This is a genomic window from Kitasatospora sp. NPDC051170 (genome assembly GCF_044455705.1).
Classification (GTDB): Bacteria; Actinomycetota; Actinomycetes; order Streptomycetales; family Streptomycetaceae; genus Kitasatospora.
This window is the reverse complement of the sequence record NZ_JBITFA010000014.1, coordinates 205,222-228,850: the sequence shown is the minus strand read 5'-3', so window position 1 is coordinate 228,850 and position 23,629 is coordinate 205,222. Positions and strand designations below refer to the sequence as shown.

21 protein-coding genes and 1 pseudogene are annotated in these 23,629 nt (G+C 73.5%); 10 read left to right on the top strand and 12 right to left on the bottom strand.

Annotated elements, in window-relative coordinates; translation table 11 throughout:
- Positions 1 to 2 precede the first annotated feature (2 nt).
- Positions 3 to 764, bottom strand: coding sequence for a PAS domain-containing protein (locus tag ACIBCA_RS27560; RefSeq protein WP_396285701.1), 762 nt, complete (start codon positions 762 to 764; stop codon positions 3 to 5).
- Positions 765 to 933: 169 nt separating this feature from the next.
- Here ACIBCA_RS27560 and ACIBCA_RS27555 point away from each other — a divergent pair, with 169 nt between their 5' ends.
- On the top strand, positions 934 to 1,377 hold the full coding sequence (locus ACIBCA_RS27555; RefSeq protein WP_396285700.1) for an RrF2 family transcriptional regulator: 444 nt from the start codon (positions 934 to 936) through the stop codon (positions 1,375 to 1,377).
- A 79-nt stretch (positions 1,378 to 1,456) separates the two neighbouring features.
- A complete protein-coding gene (locus ACIBCA_RS27550) occupies positions 1,457 to 2,644 on the top strand; it encodes a globin domain-containing protein (protein WP_396285699.1) in 1,188 nt (395 codons plus the stop codon).
- A gap of 128 nt (positions 2,645 to 2,772) precedes the next feature.
- Here ACIBCA_RS27550 and ddaH read toward each other — a convergent pair whose 3' ends face one another.
- Together ddaH and ACIBCA_RS27540 are read right to left on the bottom strand one after the other, a co-directional pair.
- Positions 2,773 to 3,597, bottom strand: coding sequence for a dimethylargininase (gene ddaH / locus ACIBCA_RS27545; protein ID WP_396285698.1), 825 nt, complete (start codon positions 3,595 to 3,597; stop codon positions 2,773 to 2,775).
- A gap of 187 nt (positions 3,598 to 3,784) precedes the next feature.
- Positions 3,785 to 4,690: a 4Fe-4S domain-containing protein gene (locus tag ACIBCA_RS27540; RefSeq protein ID WP_396285697.1), complete on the bottom strand. Its 906-nt coding sequence runs from the start codon at positions 4,688 to 4,690 to the stop codon at positions 3,785 to 3,787.
- A 170-nt stretch (positions 4,691 to 4,860) separates the two neighbouring features.
- Here ACIBCA_RS27540 and ACIBCA_RS27535 point away from each other — a divergent pair, with 170 nt between their 5' ends.
- Both ACIBCA_RS27535 and ACIBCA_RS27530 read left to right on the top strand, forming a co-directional pair.
- Complete coding sequence (locus ACIBCA_RS27535; RefSeq protein ID WP_396285696.1) at positions 4,861 to 5,643, top strand: SGNH/GDSL hydrolase family protein; 783 nt, start codon at positions 4,861 to 4,863, stop codon at positions 5,641 to 5,643.
- A gap of 125 nt (positions 5,644 to 5,768) precedes the next feature.
- On the top strand, positions 5,769 to 7,223 hold the full coding sequence (locus ACIBCA_RS27530; RefSeq protein WP_396285695.1) for a DUF2252 domain-containing protein: 1,455 nt from the start codon (positions 5,769 to 5,771) through the stop codon (positions 7,221 to 7,223).
- A gap of 1,204 nt (positions 7,224 to 8,427) precedes the next feature.
- Here the strand turns inward: ACIBCA_RS27530 and ACIBCA_RS27525 are convergent.
- The 3 genes and pseudogenes from ACIBCA_RS27525 to ACIBCA_RS27515 all read right to left on the bottom strand — a co-directional run bounded on the left by ACIBCA_RS27525 (position 8,428) and on the right by ACIBCA_RS27515 (position 11,435).
- Positions 8,428 to 9,873 carry an MFS transporter gene (locus ACIBCA_RS27525; protein ID WP_396285694.1) on the bottom strand — a complete coding sequence of 482 codons (1,446 nt, stop codon included), beginning with the start codon at positions 9,871 to 9,873 and terminating at the stop codon, positions 8,428 to 8,430.
- Positions 9,870 to 10,445: pseudogene (locus ACIBCA_RS27520) on the bottom strand (helix-turn-helix domain-containing protein). The gene ACIBCA_RS27525 and the pseudogene ACIBCA_RS27520 overlap by 4 nt, the downstream one beginning before the upstream one ends.
- A 45-nt stretch (positions 10,446 to 10,490) precedes the next feature.
- Complete coding sequence (locus ACIBCA_RS27515) at positions 10,491 to 11,435, bottom strand: SDR family NAD(P)-dependent oxidoreductase (protein WP_396285693.1); 945 nt, start codon at positions 11,433 to 11,435, stop codon at positions 10,491 to 10,493.
- 71 nt (positions 11,436 to 11,506) lie between these two features.
- On the opposite strand from ACIBCA_RS27515, the gene ACIBCA_RS27510 reads away from it, so the two are divergent.
- Positions 11,507 to 12,451 carry a LysR family transcriptional regulator gene (locus ACIBCA_RS27510; RefSeq protein ID WP_396285692.1) on the top strand — a complete coding sequence of 315 codons (945 nt, stop codon included), beginning with the start codon at positions 11,507 to 11,509 and terminating at the stop codon, positions 12,449 to 12,451.
- A gap of 191 nt (positions 12,452 to 12,642) precedes the next feature.
- Positions 12,643 to 13,956: a DUF5685 family protein gene (locus ACIBCA_RS27505; protein WP_396285691.1), complete on the top strand. Its 1,314-nt coding sequence runs from the start codon at positions 12,643 to 12,645 to the stop codon at positions 13,954 to 13,956.
- Positions 13,957 to 14,042: 86 nt separating this feature from the next.
- Here the strand turns inward: ACIBCA_RS27505 and ACIBCA_RS27500 are convergent, their stop codons facing one another.
- Positions 14,043 to 14,180, bottom strand: coding sequence for a hypothetical protein (locus ACIBCA_RS27500; RefSeq protein ID WP_396285690.1), 138 nt, complete (start codon positions 14,178 to 14,180; stop codon positions 14,043 to 14,045).
- Between the two features lie 206 nt (positions 14,181 to 14,386).
- Between ACIBCA_RS27500 and ACIBCA_RS27495 the strand changes: the two genes are divergently transcribed.
- Both ACIBCA_RS27495 and ACIBCA_RS27490 read left to right on the top strand, forming a co-directional pair.
- The gene (locus ACIBCA_RS27495; RefSeq protein ID WP_396285689.1) at positions 14,387 to 15,310 is read left to right on the top strand and encodes a chitosanase; all 924 of its coding nucleotides are present in this window, start codon (positions 14,387 to 14,389) and stop codon (positions 15,308 to 15,310) included.
- A 176-nt stretch (positions 15,311 to 15,486) separates the two neighbouring features.
- A complete protein-coding gene (locus tag ACIBCA_RS27490; protein WP_396285688.1) occupies positions 15,487 to 16,530 on the top strand; it encodes a hypothetical protein in 1,044 nt (347 codons plus the stop codon).
- Here the strand turns inward: ACIBCA_RS27490 and ACIBCA_RS27485 are convergent.
- The 3 genes from ACIBCA_RS27485 to ACIBCA_RS27475 all read right to left on the bottom strand — a co-directional run bounded on the left by ACIBCA_RS27485 (position 16,496) and on the right by ACIBCA_RS27475 (position 19,154).
- Complete coding sequence (locus ACIBCA_RS27485; RefSeq protein ID WP_396285687.1) at positions 16,496 to 17,107, bottom strand: hypothetical protein; 612 nt, start codon at positions 17,105 to 17,107, stop codon at positions 16,496 to 16,498. The two genes, ACIBCA_RS27490 and ACIBCA_RS27485, sit on opposite strands and share 35 nt — an antisense overlap.
- 122 nt (positions 17,108 to 17,229) lie before the next feature.
- Positions 17,230 to 18,120 (bottom strand): alkaline phosphatase family protein, encoded by an 891-nt coding sequence (locus ACIBCA_RS27480; RefSeq protein WP_396285686.1) that lies wholly within the window; start codon positions 18,118 to 18,120, stop codon positions 17,230 to 17,232.
- Between the two features lie 50 nt (positions 18,121 to 18,170).
- Complete coding sequence (locus tag ACIBCA_RS27475) at positions 18,171 to 19,154, bottom strand: phosphatidylserine/phosphatidylglycerophosphate/cardiolipin synthase family protein (RefSeq protein ID WP_396285685.1); 984 nt, start codon at positions 19,152 to 19,154, stop codon at positions 18,171 to 18,173.
- A 391-nt stretch (positions 19,155 to 19,545) separates the two neighbouring features.
- On the opposite strand from ACIBCA_RS27475, the gene ACIBCA_RS27470 reads away from it, so the two are divergent.
- Positions 19,546 to 20,829, top strand: coding sequence for a serine hydrolase domain-containing protein (locus ACIBCA_RS27470; RefSeq protein ID WP_396285684.1), 1,284 nt, complete (start codon positions 19,546 to 19,548; stop codon positions 20,827 to 20,829).
- A gap of 145 nt (positions 20,830 to 20,974) precedes the next feature.
- On the opposite strand, the gene ACIBCA_RS27465 is transcribed toward ACIBCA_RS27470, so the two are convergent.
- Together ACIBCA_RS27465 and ACIBCA_RS27460 are read right to left on the bottom strand one after the other, a co-directional pair.
- Positions 20,975 to 21,619: a sigma-70 family RNA polymerase sigma factor gene (locus ACIBCA_RS27465; protein WP_396285683.1), complete on the bottom strand. Its 645-nt coding sequence runs from the start codon at positions 21,617 to 21,619 to the stop codon at positions 20,975 to 20,977.
- Between the two features lie 131 nt (positions 21,620 to 21,750).
- Entirely contained in the window at positions 21,751 to 22,125 is a 375-nt protein-coding gene (locus tag ACIBCA_RS27460) for a hypothetical protein (protein ID WP_396285682.1), read from the bottom strand.
- A gap of 239 nt (positions 22,126 to 22,364) precedes the next feature.
- Between ACIBCA_RS27460 and ACIBCA_RS27455 the strand changes: the two genes are divergently transcribed.
- On the top strand, positions 22,365 to 23,162 hold the full coding sequence (locus ACIBCA_RS27455) for a hypothetical protein (protein ID WP_396285681.1): 798 nt from the start codon (positions 22,365 to 22,367) through the stop codon (positions 23,160 to 23,162).
- Positions 23,163 to 23,629 lie beyond the last annotated feature (467 nt).

The following is a 23,629-nucleotide window of genomic DNA, read 5'->3' as shown; positions in this document are numbered from 1 at the left end:
GGTCACTCGCTCTCAGACGTGGGGGTTGCGGAGGTCAGGGCCTCGGAGGTCAGGGTCTCGGACGTCGGGGTCTCGGACGTCGGGGTCTCGGACGTCGGGGTCTCGGACGTCGGGGTCTCGGACGTCGGGGTCTCGGACTTCAGCTCGGCGATCAGGGCGTAGACCGTGGACCGGGAGATCCGCAGCGCCGTGGCGACGGCGGGGGCGGCGCGCCGCACGGCGAGTACGCCGGCGCGGTCGAGTTCGCGCAGCACGTCGAGCCGGTCCTCGCGGGTGAAGCGCTCCAGCGGGCGCCCCTGGGCGCGGACGTGACCGCCGATCACCTCGTTCATCCGCTCCGTCCAGTCGCGCTCGAAGAGCGGTTCGGGGCGGGGCGCGGTCGGGGCGGCGAAGCCCGCGAGCAGGGCGGCGGCCTGCTCCAGGGGCCCCCGGTCGAGGTTGACGCAGAGCACCGCGGAGGGCCGGCCGTCCGCATCGCGCAGCACGGCGCTGACGCAGGAGAGCCTGCGCCCGTCCGGCAGCAGTTTCCGGTACGGGCCGTAGACGTCGGGGGCTTCGGGGTCGACGGGGTCGAGGCCGTCCAGTTCGCCGAGGTACGACGGGTCGCCGGGGCCGCGGGCGGTCATCGGGTTCCAGACGGCGAGGACCCGGTCGGCGACGGCGTCGTGCAGGGCGACCTCGGCGTACGGGCCGAGCAGCAGGGCGACGGCCCGGGCGACGGGGGCCCAGGTGCGCACGCGGGGGTCGGTGTCGTTCGCGGTCATGGTTCGGACTGTACGTCCACTTCGGACGTTCAGTCCAGTCTGGACGGAATGTCGCGCTCCGATCCGTTTCCGACCGCCTCCGATCCGCTTCCGGCCGCTTCCGACCGCCTCCGGCCGGAGCGGGCAGGAAATTGGAGTTCCCGAATCGCATTCGTATAGCGTTCCGAACGTGAGGCTGACCAAGAGCACCGACATCGCCCTCAGGATCGCCATGCGACTGGCCGTCCTGGACGAGGCGGACAACCCGACCACCCGCGAGGTGGCCGAGTCCGTCGGCGTGCCGTACACCCACGCGGCGAAGGTGGTCAGCCGACTGCAGCACCTCGGCGTGGTGGAGGCCCGGCGCGGTCGCGGCGGCGGGCTGATGCTCACCTTCGCGGGCCGCACCGGCTCGCTCGGGCTGCTGCTGCGCGAGCTGGAGGGCGTCGGCGACGTGGTCGGCTGTGAGGACGACCCGCCGTGCCCGCTGCGGGCGGCGTGCCGCCTGCGCGGGGTGCTCCGGGGCGCCCAGGAGGCGTTCTTCGCCGCGCTCGACCCGCTCAGCATCGAGGACCTGGTGGCCTCGCCCACCGGGCCGGTGCTGCTGAGCCTGAGCCCACGCCCCACCGGCTGACCGCACTCCCCGCCCGTGGGAGCGGTCTCCCATCGCGCCCTTTAATACGAATCTGAGATACCAGTTAGGAGCCCCACTGATGCTGTCCGCGAAGTCCGCCGAGGTCATCGAGGCCACCCTGCCCGTCGTCGGCGGCGCGATCGGTGAGATCACCCCGCGCTTCTACGACCGGCTGTTCGCCGCGCACCCGGAGCTGCTGCGCGACCTGTTCAACCGGGGCAACCAGGCCAACGGCACCCAGCGCCAGGCCCTGGCCGGCTCGATAGCCGCCTTCGCCTCCGCGCTGGTCGCCCACCCCGACCGGCGGCCGGACGCGATGCTGGCCCGCATCGCGCACAAGCACGTCTCGGTCGGCATCACCGACGCCCAGTACGCGATCGTCCACGAGCACCTGTTCGCCGCCATCGTCGAGGTGCTCGGCGAGGCCGTCACCCCCGAGGTCGCCGCCGCCTGGGACGAGGTGTACTGGCTGATGGCGAACGCGCTGATCGCGATCGAGGACCGGCTGCGCGCCGAGACCGCTGCGGGCGGCGAGGGCGGCGACCCGGCCGACCTCTGGCGCCCGTACACCGTCGTCACCCGCTACCAGGAGACCGACGCCGTCACCACCTTCGTCGTCCGCCCCGCCGACGGCCGCCCGGTACCGGCCTCCCGGCCCGGCCAGTACGTCTCGGTGCGCGTCCGGCTCGCCGACGGCGCCCACCAGATCCGCCAGTACAGCCTCTCCGGCCGCGCCGACGGCGCCCTGCGGTTCACCGTCAAGCGCGAGGACGGCGGCGAGGTCTCCGGCCACCTGCACGACCACCTCCACACCGGCGACACCGTCGAACTGGCCCCGCCGCTGGGCGACATCGCCCTCGTCGAGGGCGACGGGCCGGTGCTGCTCGCCTCCGCAGGGATCGGCAACACCCCGATGACCGCGATGCTCGACCACCTCGCCGCCTCCGGCTCCACCCGCCGGATCGTCTCCGTCCACGGCGACCGCGACCAGCTGAGCCACGCCTTCCGCGCCGACCTCGAACAGCTGACCGCCAAACTGCCCGACGCCACCGCCCACGTCTTCTACGAGCGCCCCCTCGGCGACTGGCCCGCCGGGCGCACGGGCCTGGTCGACCTGTCGACCGTCGAGGTCCCGGCGGGCACTACCGCCTACCTGTGCGGGCCGCTCCCGTTCCTCAGGTCCGTGCGCCAGCAGCTCCTCACGGCGGGCGTGCGGGCCGCCGACATCCACTACGAGGTGTTCGGGCCCGACCTCTGGCTGGTCTGAGCCGGAGCCCGAACCGACGCCGGCCCGACCGACCGACCCGGCCCGACCGGCCCGACCCGACCCGACCCGACCCGACCCGACCGCCGACGATCGCGGGCGGGCCGGGTCGGGCGAGCCGGGAGGGCTCGTCAGGGCCTGAGTTCGAGGGTGCAGCACTTGGCCCCGCCGCCGCCCTTCAGCAGTTCGGAGACGTCCACCGGGATCGGCTCGTAGCCGTACTCGGCCAGCCGCCCCGCCAGGTTCTTCGCCGCCTCCGGCAGCAGCACCCGGCGGCCGTCCGAGACGGCGTTCAGGCCGAAGTGCTCGGCGTCCTCCCGGTCGGCGAGGATCGCGTCCGGGAAGAGGGTGCGCAGCACGCGCCGGCTGTCGGCGTCGAACGCCTCCGGGTGGTACATGACGTGGTCGTCGGCGAGCACCGCGAGGGCGGTGTCGAGGTGGTAGAAGCGCGGGTCGACGAGGGTGAGGCCGACGACGGGGACGCCGAGCAGGCGGGCCGTCTCGGCGTGGGCGGCGCGCGAGGTGCGAAAGCCCGTACCGGCGAGGATGCGGCCGCCGATCACCAGGTGGTCGCCCTCGCCCTCGTTGACGTGGGCGGCGCGGTGCACCTCGCGGTAGCCGCGGGCGCGGAACCACGCCTGGTAGGCGTCGGATTCGGGGGCGCGTTCGGGGTAGCGGAAGCTGGCGACCAGCGCCCGGCCGCCGAGCACGGTCGCGCCGTTGGCGGCGTACACCATGTCGGGCAGGCCCGGGACGGGGTCGATCAGCTCCACGGTGTGGCCGAGGAGGCGGTAGGTGCGGTGGAGGCGCTCCCACTGGCGCAGGGCGAGCGCGGTGTCGGTGGGCTGCGCCGGGTCCATCCAGGGGTTGATCGCGTAGTCCACGGTGTAGTGCGTCGGCCGGCACATCAGGTAGCGCCGCGGGCGTGCGGTGCGCTCCGGGATCTGGCTGGGCATGGTCCTCAACCGTCCTTGACTGGAAGGGAGTTCGCGGTGGCGGACGTTCCAGGGGCGGCTGCCCCGGCACCGTCCTTCGCACACCCGCGCATGCTCCCCCTCCGGGCGCAGACCCCCGCGCACCCGGCGCGAGCACCGGCGCACGACCCCGGATCGGCCCCGGCATCGCCCCGGCATCGCCCCGGAGTCACCAGCGGACGGCGGTGAAGTCCACCGGCGAGGGGCGCAGCGCCCGACAGCGGTCGGCCAGGCCGCTCAGGCGGCGCCGCGCCTCCTCGGCGGGCATCCGGCGGCGGTCGCCGTGGCCGGGCAGCAGCCACTCGAAGCGCAGCCGGTCCAGGCTGCGGGTCAGGGAAGCCGCCTGCTCCTCGATCGAGTACCAGGTGAGGGACTCGTGCACCTCGATGTCCCCCGTGGCGCGGGACCAGTAGAGGCTGTCGCCGGTGAAGCAGTGCCGCTCGTCGAGGACGTACAGCACGCTGCCGCGGGTGTGGCCGGGGAAGGGGTGGGCGACGGCGCCGGGGCCGAGGTCCACCGGGTCGGTGCCGCGCAGCACCCGGTCCGCGTCGGGGGCGGCGTCGAGGTCGCCCTCGTGGACGGTGAGCCGGGCGCCGAGCCGGTCGGCCCAGGCGCGGCCGTGGGCGGCGTGGTCACCGTGGGTGAGCAGGATGTCGGTGACCGGGCCGAGCGCCTCGTAGCGGGCGGCGAGGTCCTCGGAGAAGCGGGGCGTGTCGATCATCAGCCAGCCGGCGGGCCGCCGGCACAGGTAGGAGCTGGCGCCCGCGGTGCGGCGGGAGTTGTGACCGAGCAGCAGGACGCCCTCGTCCTCGTCCTTGTCGAGGGCGAGCGGGAACGGGTCGGTGTCGCGGGTGAGGGCGCCCGTGCCGGGGCGGATCGAGCGGGTGGGGCAGGCGTGGGCGGCGGCGAGGAGGCTGCGCGTCTCGGCCTCGTCCCTCGGAGGGCGTACGAGCGCGGAGCGTCCGGCGCGCTCCTCGATCAACTCCGGGGCGAGCTGGCGGGCGGCGTCGCAGTTCATGCAGCGCTCGTCCACGGACCAGTCGGCGGGCAGGCCGGCAGCGGGCGTCGGGGCCATGGGGGTGCTCCTTCGGAAGACTTCGGGTGGCTTCGAGTGGCTTCGGGTGGCTTCGGGTCGCGTCGGACGGCTTCGCCGGGCGGGGCAGGGAGGTTACGTGGTCCATCTCACGTTCCGCCAGGGCCACCTACGGTGGCGTAGGGAACTTGAGAAGGTGAACTATTTACGTCATGCCGAACCTCCAGGAGACCCTTGACCTCAGTTCGTACGCAGCCCTCGGGGACAGCTTCACCGAAGGACTGAACGACCCCGGTGCGGACGGCGCCTTCGCCGGCTGGGCCGACCGCCTCGCCGGACTCCTCGCCCAGGGCCGCCCCCAGGGCGGGTTCCGCTACGCCAACCTGGCGGTGCGCGGCCGGCTGCTCGACCAGATCGCCGCCGAGCAGGTGCCGGAGGTCAAGCGCCTCCAGCCCGACCTGGTCACCTTCTGCGCGGGCGGCAACGACATCCTGCGCCCCGGCAGCGACCCGGACGAGGTCGCCGAGCGCTTCGAGGCCGCCGTCGCCCAACTCACCGCCAACGCCGGGACGGTGCTCATCTGCACCGGCTTCGACACCCGCGAGATGACGCTGCTCAAGCACCTGCGCGGCAAGATCGCCACCTACAACGGGCACATGCGCGCCGTCGCCGACCGCAACGACTGCAAGGTGGCCGACCTCTGGTCGCTGCGCGCCGTACAGGACCGCCGCGCCTGGAGCGAGGACCGGCTGCACCTGTCCCCCGAGGGCCACCAGCGCGTCGCCCTCCTGGCCGCCCGCTCGCTCGGCCTGCGCACCGAGCAGGACCCGGAGGCGCCCTGGCCCACCGTGCGCCCGCTCTCGCCCGCCGACCAGCGCCGCGAGAACCTGCACTGGGCGCGCGAACACCTCATCCCCTGGGTCGGGCGGCGGCTGCGCGGCGAGTCCTCGGGCGACCACGTCGAGGCCAAGCGGCCGGACCTGCTGCCGCTCTGACCCTTCGTCAGGAACGCGTCGCCGAGCCGAGGAACCACTGCGCCTCCCCGGACGTCACTCCCCCCGTTGAACCATCCGTGCAGGTCACGGGCGATGGTCGGAACGGAACGGACGGGCGGGGAGCAGTGGCAGTGACGACGGGCGGGGCCAAGGCCGGGGCGGTCGGCGGCGCGGGCGTGGGTGGCGGCGCGACGGGCGGCGCGCGGCGGGAGTTCGCCGTCGCGGGATTCGCGACGGAACGGGACGGGCGGGCGCGCGAGCGCGGCAAGGCACTGCGCGAACGGGTGCCGCGCGAGCGCCACGCCGAATTCGCGCCCGCCACCGGGCGGCCCACCGCCGTCGAGGCGCTCGAGTCCTCCAACGCGGGCCGCATAGCCTCCCTGGTACCCCTCCGGGTCGCACGGATGGCGGCCTCGCCCTTCGCGTTCCTGCGCGGCTCGGCCGGACTGATGGCCGCCGACCTCGCCGCCAGCCCCGTCACCGGCGTGACCGCCCAGCTGTGCGGGGACGCGCACGCCGCCAACTTCGGCCTGTACGGCGACGCGCGCGGCCGGCTCGTCATGGACATCAACGACTTCGACGAGACCGTCCCCGGCCCCTGGGAATGGGACCTCAAGCGCCTCGCCGCCAGCCTCGTCCTCGCCGCCCGCGAAACCGGCGCCGACGAGACCACCGCCCGCGACGCCGCCCGCCACGCCGCCGGCTCCTACCGCCGCACCGTACGCACCCTGGCCAAGCTGCCCGCGCTGGACGCGTGGAACGCCGTCGCCGACGAACAGCTGGTCTCCTTCGCCGAGGCGCACGACCTCGCCGACGTCCTCGAGCGCGTCGGCGCCAAGGCCCTCGGCAACACCAGCGCCCGCTTCGCCGCCCGCAGCACCACCCGTACGGAGGACGGCGGTTGGCGCTTCACGGCCGCCCCGCCGGTGCTCACCGAGGTCACCGACGCCACCGCCACCGCCGTGGCGGACTCCCTCGGCGCGTACGTGACCACGGTGCCCGCCGAGGTGCGCACCCTCCTCGGGCGTCACCGGGTCGAGGACGTGGCCTTCCGCGTCGTCGGCACCGGCAGCGTGGGCACCCGCTCGTACGTGGTCCTGCTGACCGACCACCGCGACCAGCCCCTCGTCCTCCAGGTCAAGGAGGCCCGCCCCTCCGCCCTCCTCCCGTACCTGCCCGGCCGCAGCGGCGCCCAGCCCCTCGAACACGAGGGCCGCCGGGTCGTCCTCGGCCAGAAGCACATGCAGGTCGTCAGCGACACCCTCCTCGGCTGGACCACCGTCGACGGACTCCCCTACCAGGTCCGCCAGTTCCGCAACCGCAAGGGCAGCGTCGACCCCGCCGCCCTCCAGCCCGCCCAACTCGACGACTACGCCCGCATCACCGGCGCCCTCCTCGCCCGCGCCCACTCCCACACCGCCGACCCCAGCCTCCTCTCCGGCTACTGCGGCAAGAGCGAAGCCCTCGACGAAGCCATCGCCACCCACGCCGTCGCCTACGCCGACCGCACCGAAGCCGACCACGCGGACCTCCTCACCGCCATAAAGAGCGGCCGCCTCCCCACCGCCCCCGGCGTGTAGGAAGTCGAACAGATCGACTTCCTACGCGGCAGCGGTCACCTGATGGGGAGAGCTCTGCCGGCGCGAGAAGTCGACACCGCCGACTTCTCGCGCTGACGACATCACCTGCTCACTGCCTTCAGCCGCAGCCTCCTGCCCCACCAGCGAGCAGCGCTGCGCGGGGAAGTCGACCCGACCGACTTCCCCGCACAATTGCCGCCGCTCGCTGCACCGAGACCTGCGCATGGAAAGTCGATACCGCCGACTTCTCGCGCCACCCGCCCGCCGACCAGCCGGGGCGAGCCGCCACCAGCGCAGGCGGAAGTGACGGCGGCGCAGCACATCGATGCCGCCCCACCGAAACGGCAACGAAGGCAGGGGCACCGGCGACCTATTCCACCTCCCTGTGTCGTCTGCCCCGCTGAAGCTTCAGCGGGGCAGACGACACAGGAAGTGGAGATAGTGACGGCGCAGGAAGTCGATGTCACCGACTTCCCGTGCAACCCGCCAAGGCCGCAGCCGGGGCGGGCGCCGTAGCGGGTGGAGGTGGTGGCGCAGGAAGTCGATGCCGCCGACTTCTCGCGCCACCCGCTAGCCAGCGGAGGGCGAGCCCCCGCCGGAGCAGAGGGGGCGAGGTGATGGCGGCAGCGCAGGAAGTCGATGTCACCGACTTCCTGCGCAACCCGCCAAGGCCGCAGCCGGGGCGGGCGCCGTAGCGGGTGGAGGTGGTGGCGCAGGAAGTCGATGCCGCCCACTTCCCGTGCAACCCGCCAACCGCTGAGGCGCCAGCATGGGTGGGATACCAGCAGGGCGGATGACATAACGGGTGGAGGTGGCAGCGTGAGAGGTCGATGCCCCCACCCGCCGGGGTGGCAGCGAAGGTGGGGGCAACGGACTGCAGGGCGGCGGCGACCTATTCCACCTCGCGTGAAGTCCGCCCCGCTGAAGCTTCAGCGGGGCGGACGCCACAGGGAGCGGAGGTGGTGACAGCGCAGGAAGTCGATGCCGCCGACTTCTCGCGCCACCCGCTAGCCAGCGGAGGGCGAGCCCCGCCGCAGCAGAGGGGGCGAGGTGATGGCCGCAGCCGGGCGGGCGCCGTAGCGGGTGGAGATGGTGGCGCAGGAAGTCGACTCCGTCGACTTCTCGTGCGATTCGGCGCGACGGCGGGGGGGTGAGGTGCCGTCGGGGCGGACGGTTTAGCGGGTGAGAGTGGCCGCAGCGGGGGTCAGCGGGTGGGGGTAGAGCGCTTGGTGGGGGTGGGGAGGGAGGTGAGGATGGCCAGGGCGGCGATGGTGGCGCAGATGAGGGTGGTGGTGAGGTAGGCGGTGCGGTGAGTGCCTCCGGTGGTGGTGTGGCGGAGGTAGATGCCGGAGAGGGCGGAGACGGTGACGGCGGCGGCGATGCGTTGGGACATCTGGAGGATGGCGCCGCTGACGCCGGCGGCTTCGGCGGGGGCGTGGCGCAGGACGTAGGCCTGGTTGGTGGACATCATCACGCCGGTGGAGGCGCCGCCGAGGAGTTGGAGGAGGGCGAGGAGCCAGGGCAGGTAGGGGGCGGGGGCCCCGTGGGCGAGGAGGCCGCTGGTGAGGTAGGCGAGGGCGGCGCCGGCCATGCCGTAGGTGATGGTGCGTCGGCCGAAGCGCTGGACGACGCGCCAGGCGAGCGCGGAGGCGGTGCCCATGGCGACGGCGGAGGGCAGGGCGACGAGGGCGGCGCCCATCGGGGAGAGGCCGAGGCCGTCCTGAAGGAACATGGTGAGGACGAGGGAGGCGGCGAGCGAGGAGCCGAACTGCGCCATGGCGGTGGCCGTGCCGAGGGCGTAGGGCGCGGAGCGGGTGAGGGCCGGGTGGATGAGGGGGTGGCCGCCGGTACGGGCGTAGTGGCGCTGCCACCACGCGAGGGCTCCGAGCAGGAGCAGGGCGGCCGCGGCGAAGCCCAGCCAGCCGGCCCAGCCGGGCGGCTGGACGAAGGGGAGCATCAGGGCGAGGGTGAGCGCGGCCACGAGCAGCAGGCCGAGGATGTCCAGGTCCGCGTGCCGGGCTGCCGGTTTGGGCCGGGGCAGGTGGCGGACGGCGAGGACGAGGGTGGCCAGGCCGAAGGGCAGGTTGAGCAGGAAGGTGAGCCGCCAGCCGAGTTCGGGCCCGGCGACGGCGATGACCGCGCCGCCGACGGGCGGCCCGAGGGCGAAGGCGAGGCCGCCGGTGACGGCGTACATGCCGAGGGCCCGGGCGCGCAGCTGGCCGTCGAAGACGTCCTGGAGGGTGCCGATCATCTGGGAGTTGACGAGGCCCGCGCCGGCGCCCTGGAGCAGTCGGGCGGCGATGAGCACGGCGGGGTCGGTGGCGGTCGCGGAGACCAGGCTGACGAGGGTGAACAGGGCGAGCCCGGAGACGAAGAACCACTTGCGGCCCTTGACGTCGCCCAGGCGCCCGCCGGGTATCAGGGCGAGGCCGAAGGCGAGGGAGTACCCGGCGACGATCCACTGGAGGTGGGCGGGCTGGGCGTGGAGGCTCTCGCGCAGGGCGGGGATGGCGGTATTGAGGACGGACTGGTCGAGCAGGGTGGTGAACCCGCCCGCGACGCAGACCAGCAGCACCCGGCGTCCGGCGGCGTCGAAGCGCTGCTTCGGGGCGGCTTCCCTGGCGGCCGCCGTGCCCAGGGCCGCGCTCACGGTTCGACCACCACGAGCGCGTAGCGGGCCTCGCCGGGGCCGAGGCTGCGGAAGCGGCAGGTGGTGGAGGTGTAGCGCAGGCAGTCGCCGGGGGCGAGCGGGTGCGCCTGGCCGTCCAGGGTGAGCTCCAACTGCCCCTCGAAGAGCCAGAGGTGGTGTTCCCGCCCGGGGAGGATGGGGCGGTCGTAGGCGATGTCGGCGCCGGCGGGCAGCCGGCCTTCGATGATCTCGGCGTGCAGCGAGCCGTGCGGCGGGGAGACGGAGCGCCGGACGAATCCGGTCGCCTCGTCCCACCACACCTGCTGCTCCTCGGCCCGGACCAGCGGCACGGGCCCGGACTCGACCTCGGCGAGCAGCCGGGACATGGTCCGCCCGTACACCCCGCACAGCCGCCCGAGGAGAGCGGCGGTCGGGCTGACCTCGGCGCGTTCGACGCGCGAGAGGGTGGAGCGGCTGACGTCCGCCCGGCGCGCCAACTCGTCGAGCGTCTACCCGCGTTCGAGCCGCAGCTCGGCGAGCCGTTGTGCCAGCCGCTCGTCGGCGGCGATGGCGGCGGCCGTTTCTGTTCCCATATTCGTGATGCTATCCCGGATATGGGAGAGGCTACAGAGGCAGGGTCAGGGGATCAGCAGGCCGTCCTGCTCGGCCAGCGGCGCGCCGCTGTGCCAGTCCAGGGCCTCACCGAAGCGGACGAGTTGCCCGTACAGCTCCGGGTCGGCGCCCTCGGCGAGGACGAGGTCGAGGACCGCCTCCGCCGCCTTGGCGGGCGTCTGGGCGTGGCTGAAGTCGGTGAACCAGGGGCGGGAGGTGGCGGTGTCGACCATGCCGGGGCAGATCGAGGCGAGGAGGGTTCCCTCGGCGAGGTCGCGCTCGCGGCGCTCGGCGGCGACGGCCCGTACGGCGGCGACCTGGGCCACCTTGGACGGGACGTTCAGCCACAGCGGCCAACCCCCGTCCCGCGTGGTGCCGTTGTGGTGGGCGCGGCGCCAGGACTCGACGGCGTACTCGACCTGGTCGAGGGTCGCGCCGTCGAAGAGCGGGTGCAGCCGGGGGTCGAGGTGACCGAGGGTGCCCAGGGTGCTGGCGACGACGAGCATCCGGCCGCCGGGGTTCAGCACGGGGAGGAAGGAGCGCAGCACGGCGTGGGTGGCGGTGTTGGAGACGTCGATGAACTCGTCGACGCGCGGGGCCTGCGACTCGGTGGGCAGGACGCGCGCGATGGCGTTGGAGATCACCGTGTGGACGCCGCCGCGCCGGCGGCGCAACTCCTCGGCGAGGGCGGCGATGGCGTCGGTGTCGGTGACGTCCAGGACGCGGCCCTCGACCCGGGCGCGGGTCCCGGGCAGGGCGGCGACCTCGGCGGCGGCGCGGGCGACGCGGCCCTCGTCGCGGCCGGTGAGCAGCACGAGGTCCTGGGGGTCGAAGCGGGCGGCGAGGCCCTCCACCAGGGCGAGGCCGAGGCCCTGGTTGGCGCCGGTGACGAGCGCCGTACGGGCGGTGGCGGTGGTGCCCGCCGTGTCGGTAGTGGCTGCGGTGGTGGCTGCGGTGCGTTCGATGTCCATGCCCGTAACGCTAGGAGCCGCCATCGCATGCGTCCAACGAAAGCTGAGCACAGGTAGTATGAGGAAACGTCATGGACTTCACGGATGTGTCACTCACCGCACTGCGGGTCTTCCGCACCGTCGCCGAGCAGGGGACGTTCACCTCGGCCGCGGTCACGCTCGGCTACACCCAGTCGGCCGTCTCCCGGCAGATCGCCTCGATCGAGCGGGCGGCGGGCGCCGAACTGCTGGAGCGACGACGCGACGGCGTCCGGCTCACCGCCGCCGGGCGGATCGTGCTGCGGCGGGCGACGGCGGTGCTCGGCGAGATCGAGGCGACGGCCCGGGAGCTGTCCCAACTGCCGGGCCAGCCGGGGACGGTGAGGCTGGGCTGGGTGCCGGTGGCGGGCGCCGTCCTGCTGCCGCGGGTGCTCACCAGGCTGCGGCGCACCGACCCGGACCTGCACGTGGTCGGGCGCGAGGGCACCACCCCGACGCTGGTGCGGGCGCTGCGCGCGGGCAGCCTGGATCTCGCGCTGCTCGCCTCGGCGCCGCCGTACCGGCCGCTGGACGACGAGTCGCCCCCACTGCGGATGCGCACGCTGAGTGAGCGGCAGCTGTGCCTGGCGGTGCCGGCCGGGCATCCGCTGGCCCGGGCCGACTTCGTGGACGTGGCGGACCTGCGGGGGCAGCGCTGGATCGCGGCGCCGTCGGTGGGCGAGGACCGGCTGATGGGGGTGTGGCCGGGGCTGGACGAGCGGCCGGAGATCGTGCTGTCCGTCCGGGACTGGCTGGCCAAGCTGCACCTGGTGGCCGCGGGCTTCGGGCTGACGACCGTACCGGCCCTGCTGGCGCCCGCCGTGCCGGAGGGGGTGCGCGTGCTGCCGGTGCGCGGCGGGCCGCAGGAGCACCGGCGGCTGTCGGTGGCCCGGCTGCCGCATACGGGCGGAGCTGCGGTGGAGCGGGTGGAGGAGGCGCTGCGGGTGGTGGCGGTGGAGTTGCCCGTGATCGGGGAGGGCGCGTCCGCGGAGGCGTGAGGGCGACGGGGCCGACGGCTTCGCAGACCGCCGGACGGAGCGCCTGGCGGGCGCCTCGCAGACCGCCGGACGGAGCGCCTGGCGGGCGCCTGGCGGACCGCTGACGGAGCGCCTCACCGCGAGCGCCGTCGATCATATGATGTCCCGGACATCGTGGCCGGCCGGCGGTCCACAAGGCGAGGGGGACTTCCGTGTTCGGCATCATCAGACCGTGCAAACACCGCCTGTCCGAACGGCTCCAAGCCTCCTGGATGGCGCACCTGTGCGGCCTCTGCCTCGCCCTGCGCGACGACCACGGCCAGCTCGCCCGCACGGCGACGAACTACGACGGTCTGATCATCTCCGTCCTGGTCGAGGCGCAGGCCGCCCGCGAGGACTCCTCCTGGCGCCGCACCGCCGGGCCCTGCCCGCTGCGCGGCATGCGGACGGCCTCCGTCGCCAAGGGCGAGGGGGCCAGGCTCGCCGCCGCCGTCTCGCTCACCCTCGCCTCCGTGAAGATCCGCGACCACGTCGAGGACCGGGACGGCGTCTTCGCCCGCCGTCCGGTCGCCGCCGGGGCCCGCGCCGTCACCCGGCGCTGGGACCGGCGCAGCGCGGGCAGCGCCTCCGTGGTCGGCTTCGACACCGGGGTGCTCCTCGAAGCCGCCTCCCGGCAGGGCGAGTTGGAGCGTTCGCTGCTGCCCGGCGACTCCGTGCTGCTGGTCACCGAGCCCACCGAGACCGCCACCGCCGCCGCCTTCGAGCACACCGCGGTCATCGCCGGCCGCCCCGGCAACGCGGCACCCCTCGCCGAGGCCGGACGGCTCTTCGGCCGCCTCGCCCACCTGCTGGACGCCGCCGAGGACCAGGCCGAGGACGCCGCGAGCGGCGCGTGGAACCCGCTCACCGCGACGGGCACCGACCGCGCCGAGGCCGAGCGGCTCTGCCGGGACGCCGTCCACGGCATCCGGCTCGCGCTGCGGGAGGTCGAGCTGACCGACAAGCAGCTGGTGCACGTGCTGCTGGCGCACGAGACGGAGCGCGCCGTGGAGCGGGTCTTCGGCGCCCCGGGGCACGGCGCGACCTGCCGTACGCGGACGGGCGCGGGTACGGGTAACGCAGACGGGCACGCGGGCACCGGCGCCGCCGCGCCGACCGGCGCGAGCCCGTACGGTCCGCCGCCGCACCAGGCGCCGCCCGGGCACGACCCGAACCAGCCACCGCCGCCCTGGGTGCCGATGGGCCCCGGCTTCACCCCGCCCGGCCAGACGCCGCCGCCTCCGCGCAACCTGCTCGCCGGCTGCGCGGTGTGGGCCCTGATGGCCTGCACGTGCCAGCTGCTGTGCTGCGAGCACAACGACCCGTTCACGCACGAGCGGCGGAAGGGGTTCTGCGAGCGGCACGACTGCTGTGACTGCTGCGACTGTTGCAACGGGTGCGACTCCTGCAGCGGTTGCGGTGACTGCTGCCAGTGCTGCGACGGCTGCGACTGCTGTGACGGGTGCTGCTGCGACGGCTGCAACTGATCGGCTGCAACTGACGGACCGCCAACTGCCGGACGACACAAGGCCCGGGGTGCGCTCAGCACACCCCGGGCCTTCGTCGATCTCGCTCAGCCCTCCCGGCCCGCCGCCTCGCGGTCGGCCGCCAGCGACTCGTCCAGCCGGGCCAGCAACCGCCGGAACCGCTCGACGTCCTGTTCCGTCATCCGCCCCTCGGGCGCCGGCCCCTCGGCCGCTGTCTCGCTCATGGGAGTGACGGTAGGCGCAGGCGATCAACGGCCGATAAACACCGCTCCAAGCACCACGCAATCCTCACGGTTCTCTGATGAATCAGACAAATCCCTCAAGCCGACCGTCCGCGAGGTCTCGACGGCTCCGGCCATCGGTGCTTCAATGCGGTCCAAGTTAGGAAAGTTTCCTAACAAGACCCCCCTCATGGATTCGGAGCCCCCACATGCGCTTCACCCGAACCCACCGAGCCGCCACCGCCGTTGCGGCCGTCGCCCTCACCGCCGCCTCCACCTGGGCCTGCACCGCGGCCGAGGCCACGCCGACCACCACCGTCACGGCCCAGACCCAAACCCAAACCCAGGCCCGGAGCCAGGCCCAGGCCCAGACCCAGGCCCAGGCCGCCAAGGCCACCGTCCAGGCCGCGGGCATGAGCCCCGACCAGCGCCGCCGGGCCGACCAGCTGGTCAGCATCTTCGAGAACAGCACCACCGAGATCCAGTACGCCTACGCCGAGAACATCCACGACGGACGCGGCGTCACCGCCGGCCGCGCCGGCTTCACCACCAACGACGGCGACGCCCTCAAGGTGGTCCGCGCCTACACCGCCGTCTCCCCCGACAATCCCCTCGCCCGCTTCATCCCCGAACTGGAGCGCCTGGCCGCCTCCGGCAGCGGCGACACCAGCGGCCTGCCCGAGGCCGACTACATCGCCGCCTGGCAGCAGGCCGCCCAGGACGCGACGTTCCGCCAGGTCCAGGACGACCAGGTCGACCAGCGCTACTTCTCCCCCGCCATGGACCAGGCCGACCGCCTCGGCCTCACCACCGCGCTCGCCCGCGCCGAGCTGTACGACGCCTCCATCCAGCACGGCAACGGCGGCGAGTACGACGCCCTGCCCGCGCTGGTCGACCGCACCACCGCCAAGGTCGGCTCCCCGGCGGCGGCCGGCGAGAAGGCGTGGCTGGACGCCTTCTTCGACGTCCGCGTGGACGACCTCACCAACCCGGCCAACTCCTCGACCGCCGAGGAGTGGCGCAAGTCCGTCGACCGGGTCGAGTGCCTGCGCCGGATCGCCGCCACCGGCAACTACGGCCTAGAAGGCCCACTCTCCGTGACGGCCTTCGGCAGCTCGTACACCGTCTCCTGACGTTCCGTGAAGCACGCCGGGGGCCCGCACCCCGCCCCCGGCGTGACGGGCCGTCGCGCGGCCTTCGTTCCGCCGCTGATCTTGTTCCACAGCTGTGACGCGACCCTCACCGCGCCCTGACCTGCCGCTGCCAGACTCTTCCTCGAACACGAACCACACCCGAGGGGGACCTGGAAATGTCCGAGCGCAACAGATTCGGCACCGCAGCCGCCATCGCCCTGACGACCACCGTCAGCGCCGTCCTGCTCACCGCCTGCGGCCCGGACACCAGCGACCCCGTGGCCGCCCCGACCTCCGGCGCGCCCGTCGCCACCGGCAGCGCGGGCCCGGGCGGCAAGAGCAGCGGCTCCCCCGCCCCCGGCGGCAAGGAGGTCAACGGCACCTCCGCCGCCAACCACCTGACCATCAGCACCGGCGCCGCGGCCATCGCGATCAACGGCACCACCGTCGACTTCGGCACCGCCGTACGCGACCTGGCCTGGTCCCCCGACGGTAAGAAGGCCGTGTTCATCAACGGCGACGGCGACCTGATGACCGCCAACCCGGACGGCGGCGGCAAGGTCGTCGTCGCCAAGCACCCCGCCGGCGAGACCTGGTCCCACCCGACCTGGCAGCGCGCCACCAAGGACACCGGCGGCGACACCTCGGCGAACGCCACCGAACGGTTCAGGAACCTCGTCTTCGCCTCCGACAAGGGCGGCACGCTGCGCCTGGAGACGATCCCCGTCAAGTCCGTCGGCGGCACCCCCGAGGTCCTCACCCCGCACAACTCCGAGGGCGGCAACGAGAACATGCCGCAGCCCCCGCAGGCGGGCAACACCTGGGCCAACGCGGGCGGCCAGCGCGGCGAGATCGCGTACGCCAACACCCCCGCGGGCGAGGTGTTCATCTACGACACCTACATCCGCCCCAACACCCACTCCATGGGCAAGGGTTCGCAGCCCGCGCTGTCCACGGACGGCGAGCACCTCGTCTTCGTCCGCTCGGTCAACGGCCACGACCACCTGTTCAGCCGCTCCCCGCTGGACGGCCCGAAGAGCGAGAAGGACCTCACCCCCTCCGCCACCACCGACTACACCGAGCCGGCGTGGTCCCCGGACGGCAGGACCATCGCGGCCCGGACCCCTGACGGCATCGTCACCCTGCCCGCGGACGGCTCGGCCGCGCCGACCCAGGTCTCCACGATCAAGGGGCTGCCGTCCTACCGTCCGCAGCCGTGATGTCAGACAACTCGGCTTGCAGCAGCGGGAGTTGCTCGTCCGCCGAGTCGTGCGGCAGGAACTCCACCAGGTCGAGGAAGCGGAACAGGACCCGGGCCCCGGTGACGGCGTACTCGTAGTCGCCGAACCCGACCACCGCCCCGCCCGCACCGCGCGCCGCACCGCGCACGGCGGCGCCGGTCACCTCGTCCGCCGCGTCCTCGGCGCTGGTACCGCGGCGGGCGTTGGGGCGGGCCAGGTAGGGGCACACCATCGCGGCGTACAGCATGCATGCCCGGTGGCCGGGGCCCTCCAGGGTGGGCGCGAGGTTGCGGTACGGCAGGCCCTCGGCGAGCGCGGCCGCGATGGCCGCGCTCTCCTCGGCGCCCACCACCCGCCACACCGGGCCGCGTGGCATGAAGCCGCCGCACACCGAACACAGGCGCCGCAGCGCGCAGTCGGCGCTGCGGTCGTGGTCGGTCAGCGCGAACTGCGGCCGCCCGTCCTGCCAGGGGGTGATGGCCGGCACCGGGTAGCCCCGGTCGTCGCGGGGGCGGGCCTCCAGGGCCTCCGGCATCGGCACACGTTCGAATCGCACCCGCCCATCCTTACCAGGCGGGCGCGGCGCTGGTCGAGCCGGGCCTTCGAAGCCTGAGGGCCCGGGCGGGGCCGGGAGGGCCGGTGGCGGGCGCCACCGGCCCGACTACCCGGAGAGGGGCGTCAGTTCCAGATGCCCGTGATGTCCGTCGCCGTGCCCGCGTTGCCGGCGTGGCCGGCCGCACCGGAGAGGTCCTCCAGCGTGCGCAGCACGTTGTAGTGGTTGTACGTGGTGGCCGTCGTGCTGCCCGGGATCACGTGGGCGCCGTAGACGACGGTCGGGATGCGGTTGCCCGACAGCTTGTTGTCCTCGTCGAAGGTCACGACCAGCAGGCTGTTGTTGTTCTTCGCCCAGGTCGCGTACGCGCCCAGGTTGTTCTTGATCCAGGTGTCGCCGGTGGCGACCGAGCAGTCGTGCATGTCGCTGCACAGGTTGGGCACCACGAAGGAGACCTTCGGCAGCGTGGAGTAGTTCGTCGGGAACTGCGAGAACGTCATCGCCGAGTTGAGCGGGACGTTGCCGAAGCCGAACCACGGGTTGTGCTTCTGCGCGTAGTTGCCGCTGCTGCAGACGGTGCTGCCCTGGCTCGGCAGGGACTCGTTGTAGCTGGCCCAGGTCTTGCCGGCGGCGATGACCTCGCTGGCCAGGTTCGGCGCCGAGAAGCCGCCGACCACGACGCAGCTGTCGTCGGTGCGGCCCTGGGTGGAGCCCGAGAACAGCGCGTAGTAGTTCGGCTCGCTCGGGTGGGTGATGCCGAACGACTGGGTGAGGTTGGCGCCGCCGGCCACCAGGGTCTGGTTGATGTACGGCGCGCTGCTGCTGCCGATGACCTGGCTGTAGGCGTGGTTCTCCATCACCACGACCACGATGTGGTCCGGCGTGGGCAGGGCGACGGCCTGGGCGCTGGAGCCGGTCGCGGCCCACAGGCCGACGGAGGAGGCGACCAGGGCGACGGCGGAGCCGATCGCGGTCGCGGTGCGGCGGCTGCGGGTGGGCGTCGTGGAGGAAGTCATGTCGAACCTCTCGGGCGAGAACGGGTAGGTGGGGAGGGTCGTCAACGGCTCTAATACGGCGTGCCGTTGGCGAAGTCGTTGGCGACGGTGTTCTCGATCGCGCTGAGCACGCCCGCGTCGTTGACGATCAGGCCGAGCTCGCGGTTGTGGTTCAGGGAGTTGTCGGAGAAGTTCTCCGAACCGGCGAACACCTTGGCCGAGGCCGTCCCGTAGTCGGCGACGACGGCCTTGGCGTGGATGTACAGGCCCGTGGTGGTGGAGTACGTGACGACCCTGGCGCCGGCGGCGACGACCTGGTCGAAGTACGAGTAGTAGGAGCTCTGGTCCATGCCGACCACGCGCACGGTGACGCCCCGGTTCGCGGCGGCCGCGACGGCGTTCACCAGGGCCGGGTCGCCGAACTCCAGCTGCTCCACGTCCAGGGAGGTCTGCGCGCCGTTGATCAGGGCGAGCAGGCGGGACTGGGAGTCGGTGGGCGACCAGACCAGGTTGTCGCCGTCGGTCGGGGTGATCGAGGTCTTGGCGTAGTCCGCGGCGAAGACCCGCTCGATCGCGGCGACGTCGTTGAGGTCCGTGTCCAGGACGGCGTAGTCGCGGTCGTTGGAGTAGTAGGTGGTGTCCAGGTTCCCGGTCATGACCAGGGACTTGGCGCCGTCCACCGTGACGGTCTTCTGGTGGGTGTAGACGAACGCCGTCGAGGAGTACGTCACACCGACGCCGGCCGCCTTGAGGGCCGAGTAGGCGGAGCCGTTCACCGAGGTGTGGGCGCCGTCCAGGATCACCCGGACCGGGACGCCGGCCCGCTGGCGGGCGATCAGCGCGTTGACGGCGGTGGTGTCGCGCAGCTCGTACATGGTGACGTCGACGGACTTCGTCGCCGAGTTGATCAGGCTGTAGACCACGCTGTGCGACTGGTCCGGGAACACGTACGCGGTGAACGTGCCGGCGGCGTTCGCGGGGGTGCCGACGGATATCAGGCCGGCGGCGGCGAGCAGCACCGCACCGGCACGGCGCGCGAGGGAGGCGAGGGGCATTCGGGCTCCACTGTCTGGGGGGACGGGGGACGGGAACGGGGTGCGGAAACGGGGAGACGGGACGGGGAAGCCCCGGGGCGGGCTGTTCCGCGAGCCGTTCCGCGGGCCGCTCCGGGCGACGAACAGCATGGCGGTGACCGGCCGCCACGGGCAGATGACAGCGGGTGAAACCTTGCCGCCGGGCCGGGAAACGGGCGGTGCGCCCTCCGGAACGGCCACGCGCCGCGCGGCTCCGGCGGGGCGAAAGGAGTGAAAGCACCTCAGAACACCCTGGACAACGGGCCGTCCGGACACCATGGTTCAGGTTGCCACCGCCCGCCCGGGCAGCCGATAGTGGATCTTCGATCGACGCGGACCACACCGCGTCAGCCGAAGGAGAGAACCGAGGAACATGGCGAAGACCCGTCTTCTGCGCTCCCTGGCCGTGGCCGCCGCAGCCGCCGTCCTGACCGCCACCGGAGCCGCTCACGCCGCCGCGGCCGACCAGGACGGACCCACCGCCCCCGTGCCCGACACGGCCGGCGTGCTCGCCGCCCTGCGCACCACGACCGCCGCAGGCGCCCCCGGCGCGTTCGCCGTGATCACCGACCACGGCGACGACGAGAACCTCCGCTCGCTCAGCGTCGGCAAGGCCGACCTCGACGGCACCCCCATGAACTCCTCGTGGAGGTTCCGGGTCGGCAGCAACAGCAAGATGTTCGCCGCCGTTCTCGTGATGCAACTGGCGGAGCAGGGCCGCATCGACCTCGACCGCCCGCTGCGCGAGTACCTGCCCGCGGGCACCCTGCCCGACAGCTGGACGATGACCGGCCGTCAGGTCATGGAGCACCGCGCCGGGATCTACGACCACACCAACGACCTGCTGGAGCAGGCCGGTGAGGAGACCACCGCCGCCTTCGAGGCCCGCATCCGCAGCAAGGTGTACAGCCCGACCGACCTCGTCGCGATGTCCGTGCGGCACGGCCAGCAGTACACGCCCGGCAGCCGCTACTCGTACTCCAACACCGACTTCGTGCTGATGGGCCTCGCCGTCGAGCACCTCACCGGCCGCCCGTACGCGGACGTGCTCAACGAGCGGATCATCGAGCCGCTCGGGCTCACCCGCACCTCCTTCGTCGTGCCGGACCAGCGGATCGAGGGCCCGCACGTCACCGGCTACCTCACCAACGACGACCGCAGCAAGCCGCTGCTCGACTCCACCGAGCAGACCGCCTCCTGGCTCTGGGCCGCCGGCGGCGTCACCTCCTCCGCCGAGGACCTCGACCGCTTCCTCACCGCCCTCGTCGCCGGCAGCGCGGGCGGGCTCGTCTCCGACGCCTCGCTCCAGCAGATGACGGCCGCCCTGCCGACGCCCAGCGCGAAGATCTCCTACGGGCTCGGGCTGCGCCGCATCTCGCTCTCCTGCGGGGACGTGTACGGGCACGGCGGCATCGTCCAGGGCTTCCAGACCCAGTCCTTCACCACCCGGGACGGGCACCGCACCGTGGTCGTCTTCGCCAACGCCTCCAACAACGGCGCGGTGACGCAGGGGCTGATGGGCGCGCTGGAGCCGGCGTTCTGCGGGGCCAAGCCCGCCGCCGCCAAGCCGGCCAACGGGGTATCGCCGCGGACGGCGTTCGTGCCGGCGGCGGGGCAGGGCGACGAGCTCCCGGTCGTCGAGGACACCCGGATCTGATCCGTTCCACGCGAGGAGGCCCCCGCCCACTGGGCGGGGGCCTTCCTGCTGTTCGGGTCCTGCGGTTTCGCGGTCCTGCGGTTTCGCGGTGCTGCGGCTTCGCGGTGCTGCGGCTTCGCGGTGCTGCGGCTTCGCGGTGATGCGGTCAGACGGCTGCGGCGGTCCCGGTCGGGGCGTAGCCGTGCTCGGCGGCCAGCACCGGGCGCATCGCCCGGATCGCGTAGAAGTTGCGGGACTTGACCGTGCCCGGCGGCACGCCCAGCCGCGAGGACGCCTCCTGCACCGAGCTGTCCTTGAGGTGCAGCTCGACCAGCACCTCGCGGTGGTGCTTCTGCACCCGGCGCAGGGCCAGGGCGATGTCCCGGGCCACCACCACCTGCTCGTACGGGTCCTCGGCGAGCGGGCGGTCCTCCAGCGGCTCGCCGATGACCTCCTTCGCGCGGGCCGCGGCCATCCGGTAGTGGTCGATGGCGATCCGGCGGGCGACGGTGAACAGCCACGGGCGGCTCTGCTCCGCACCGGCGGCCAGCGCCTCGGGATGCTGCCAGGCGCGCAGCAGGGTCTCCTGGAGGATGTCCTCGGCCTTGCCGCGGTCGCCGCCGGTGGCGCGCAGCAGCGAGCGCAGGAGGTAACCGCCGTGCAGGCGGTAGATCTCGGCGAGCGTGTCCTGGTCGAGGGTGGGGCGCGGCTCAGTGCTGCTGCTGGTGCTGGCGGTGCGCTGGGCCGGGACCCTGGCGGCGGTGCTGGTCGCGACGGGCGTGGACGGGGCGACGGACGGCTTCGACGACACGCGCTACCTCTCAGGTCGGGCAGGGGCACCGCGACGGGCGCGGGCGCTGTACGGGGAGCCCGCCGGTCGTTCCGTCCGGCTCGGCTCAGCAGCAGCCTGCCGGGCGTCGCAAATGCGCCACCAACGCTTCGCTAACGTCCGTCCGCCCGGACGTTTGCGGCGGCGTTGAGGGCGCTGACCAGGTGCTGAACACCGTCCTCACCCCGGTGCTCGATCAGCAGCGCCACCCAATCGGCCAACTCCGCGCACTCCGCCGCCGACCACCCGGGCGCCGAGGGGTGCTCGTCCACCACCAGGGCCCGCGCCACCCGCAGCAGGTCCGGCACCGGATCGGGCCTGCGCCGCACCCGCGGCACCGCCGCGACCGCCAGGCGCCGGGCCACGTCGATCACCTGCGCGGCCGGCTGACGGGGCACCGCCAGCGCGGCCCGCCCCGGCCTCGGCGGGGCCTGCTCCCGTACCAGCTCCGTCACCCACTCGCGCGCCCGTGGCTCGTCCGCGTCCATCGTTCTCGTGCCTCCCCCGCCCCGTCCTCGGGACTGCTGCCGGTTCCTGGTCCGTGGCAGACGGTAGCGAGTGGCCGCCGTCGCGGCAGGGGATTTTCCTGAGGGACGCTCCCTGCGCCCCGACCCGCTCAACGGGGCCTGTCGGCGGGCCGGTTCAGCTGAACCCGCTGCTGAACCCCCGGCGGGCCCGGGGACGTGGAAGCGGATGCAGGGGCGGCAGCGATCCGGGAGGTCAGGCGATGGGCGACTACACCCCGGCGGTGTGGCCCGAACCCGTCCCGCTCGTGCCGCGCAAGCCGCTCGACCCGCTGGGCACCGTCCTGATCCCGCCCGCGGAGCGGCCCCGGGCCGTCGTCGCACCGCCGGTCGCCGAGACCTGGGCTCCTCCGCCGCCGCCCGCCGCGGCCTCCCCGCGGCGGCGGCTCGCCCTCCCCCAGGGGCGGGAGGCGCGGCGGCGTCAGCTGATCGCGCGGATCCGCACGCCGCTGCGCGTCTGCCACCGGATCGCCGTGGTCGGCTCCGGCGGCGCCGGGGTCGCCACGCTGCTCGGCACGCTGCTCGCCGAACACCGGGCCGACCCCGTCATCGTCCTCGACCCGACCGGGCCCGGCGAGGGCGAGGTCCGCACGGGCCGGCTGCTGCTGCGCACCCTCCCCGCCGACGGCGACTACCCCCGCGCCCTCGCCGAAGCCGGAGGCCTCTCCCCCGTCGTCCTCACCGACGCCACCACCGCACCCCACCTCGCACCCCTCGCCGACCAGGTCATCGTCTGCGAACCCGCCACCCCCACCGGCGCCCGCAACGCCTCCGCCCACCTCGACCGCCTCGGCCCCGACGCCACCGTCCTCTTCACCCCGCCACCCCCCGGCTCCCCCACCGTCCCCACCCCCCAACTCCTCACCCACTTCACCCCCCGCACCCGCGCCACCCTCACCCTCCCCACCCCCACCTCCCGCCGCGCCCGCCCCACCTACCTCGAAGCCGCCGCCCTCATCGGCGACGCCATGGCAGACCGCCACCCCCCGGACACTCCCTGAGCTCGAACGCACGCCCCCCGAGTCGGCCCGTCCCGCCCCACAGCGGCGCGCAGGAAGTCGACTCGGCCGACTTCCTGCGCCACCACCCTTGCGGTCCGGCGGGCAGCCCCAGCGCGATGGCGCCGAGGGGCGTAGCGGCCCGAGGCAAGGGGGGCCGCGCGCAGGAAGTCGGCTCCGTCGACTTCCTGCGCGCCTGCCATGCGGCGAATGGGCGACCCCAAAGGTGATGAGTGGGAAGTCGACTCGGCCGACTTCCCACGCCCCCCACCCTGCGGCCAGGTACGCGGCCCCTGCACGATGGCGGCACGTCAAAGAACACCCGGAGGCAAGGGGCAGGCGCGCAGGAAGTCGACTCTGTCGACTTCCTGCGCCGCGGTGGGCGGCCTCCTGCGCGATGGGGGCGAGTGGGGAAGCGATTCGGGGCAAGGGTGGTGCGCGGGAAGTCAGATGGGTGGGCTTCCTGCTCC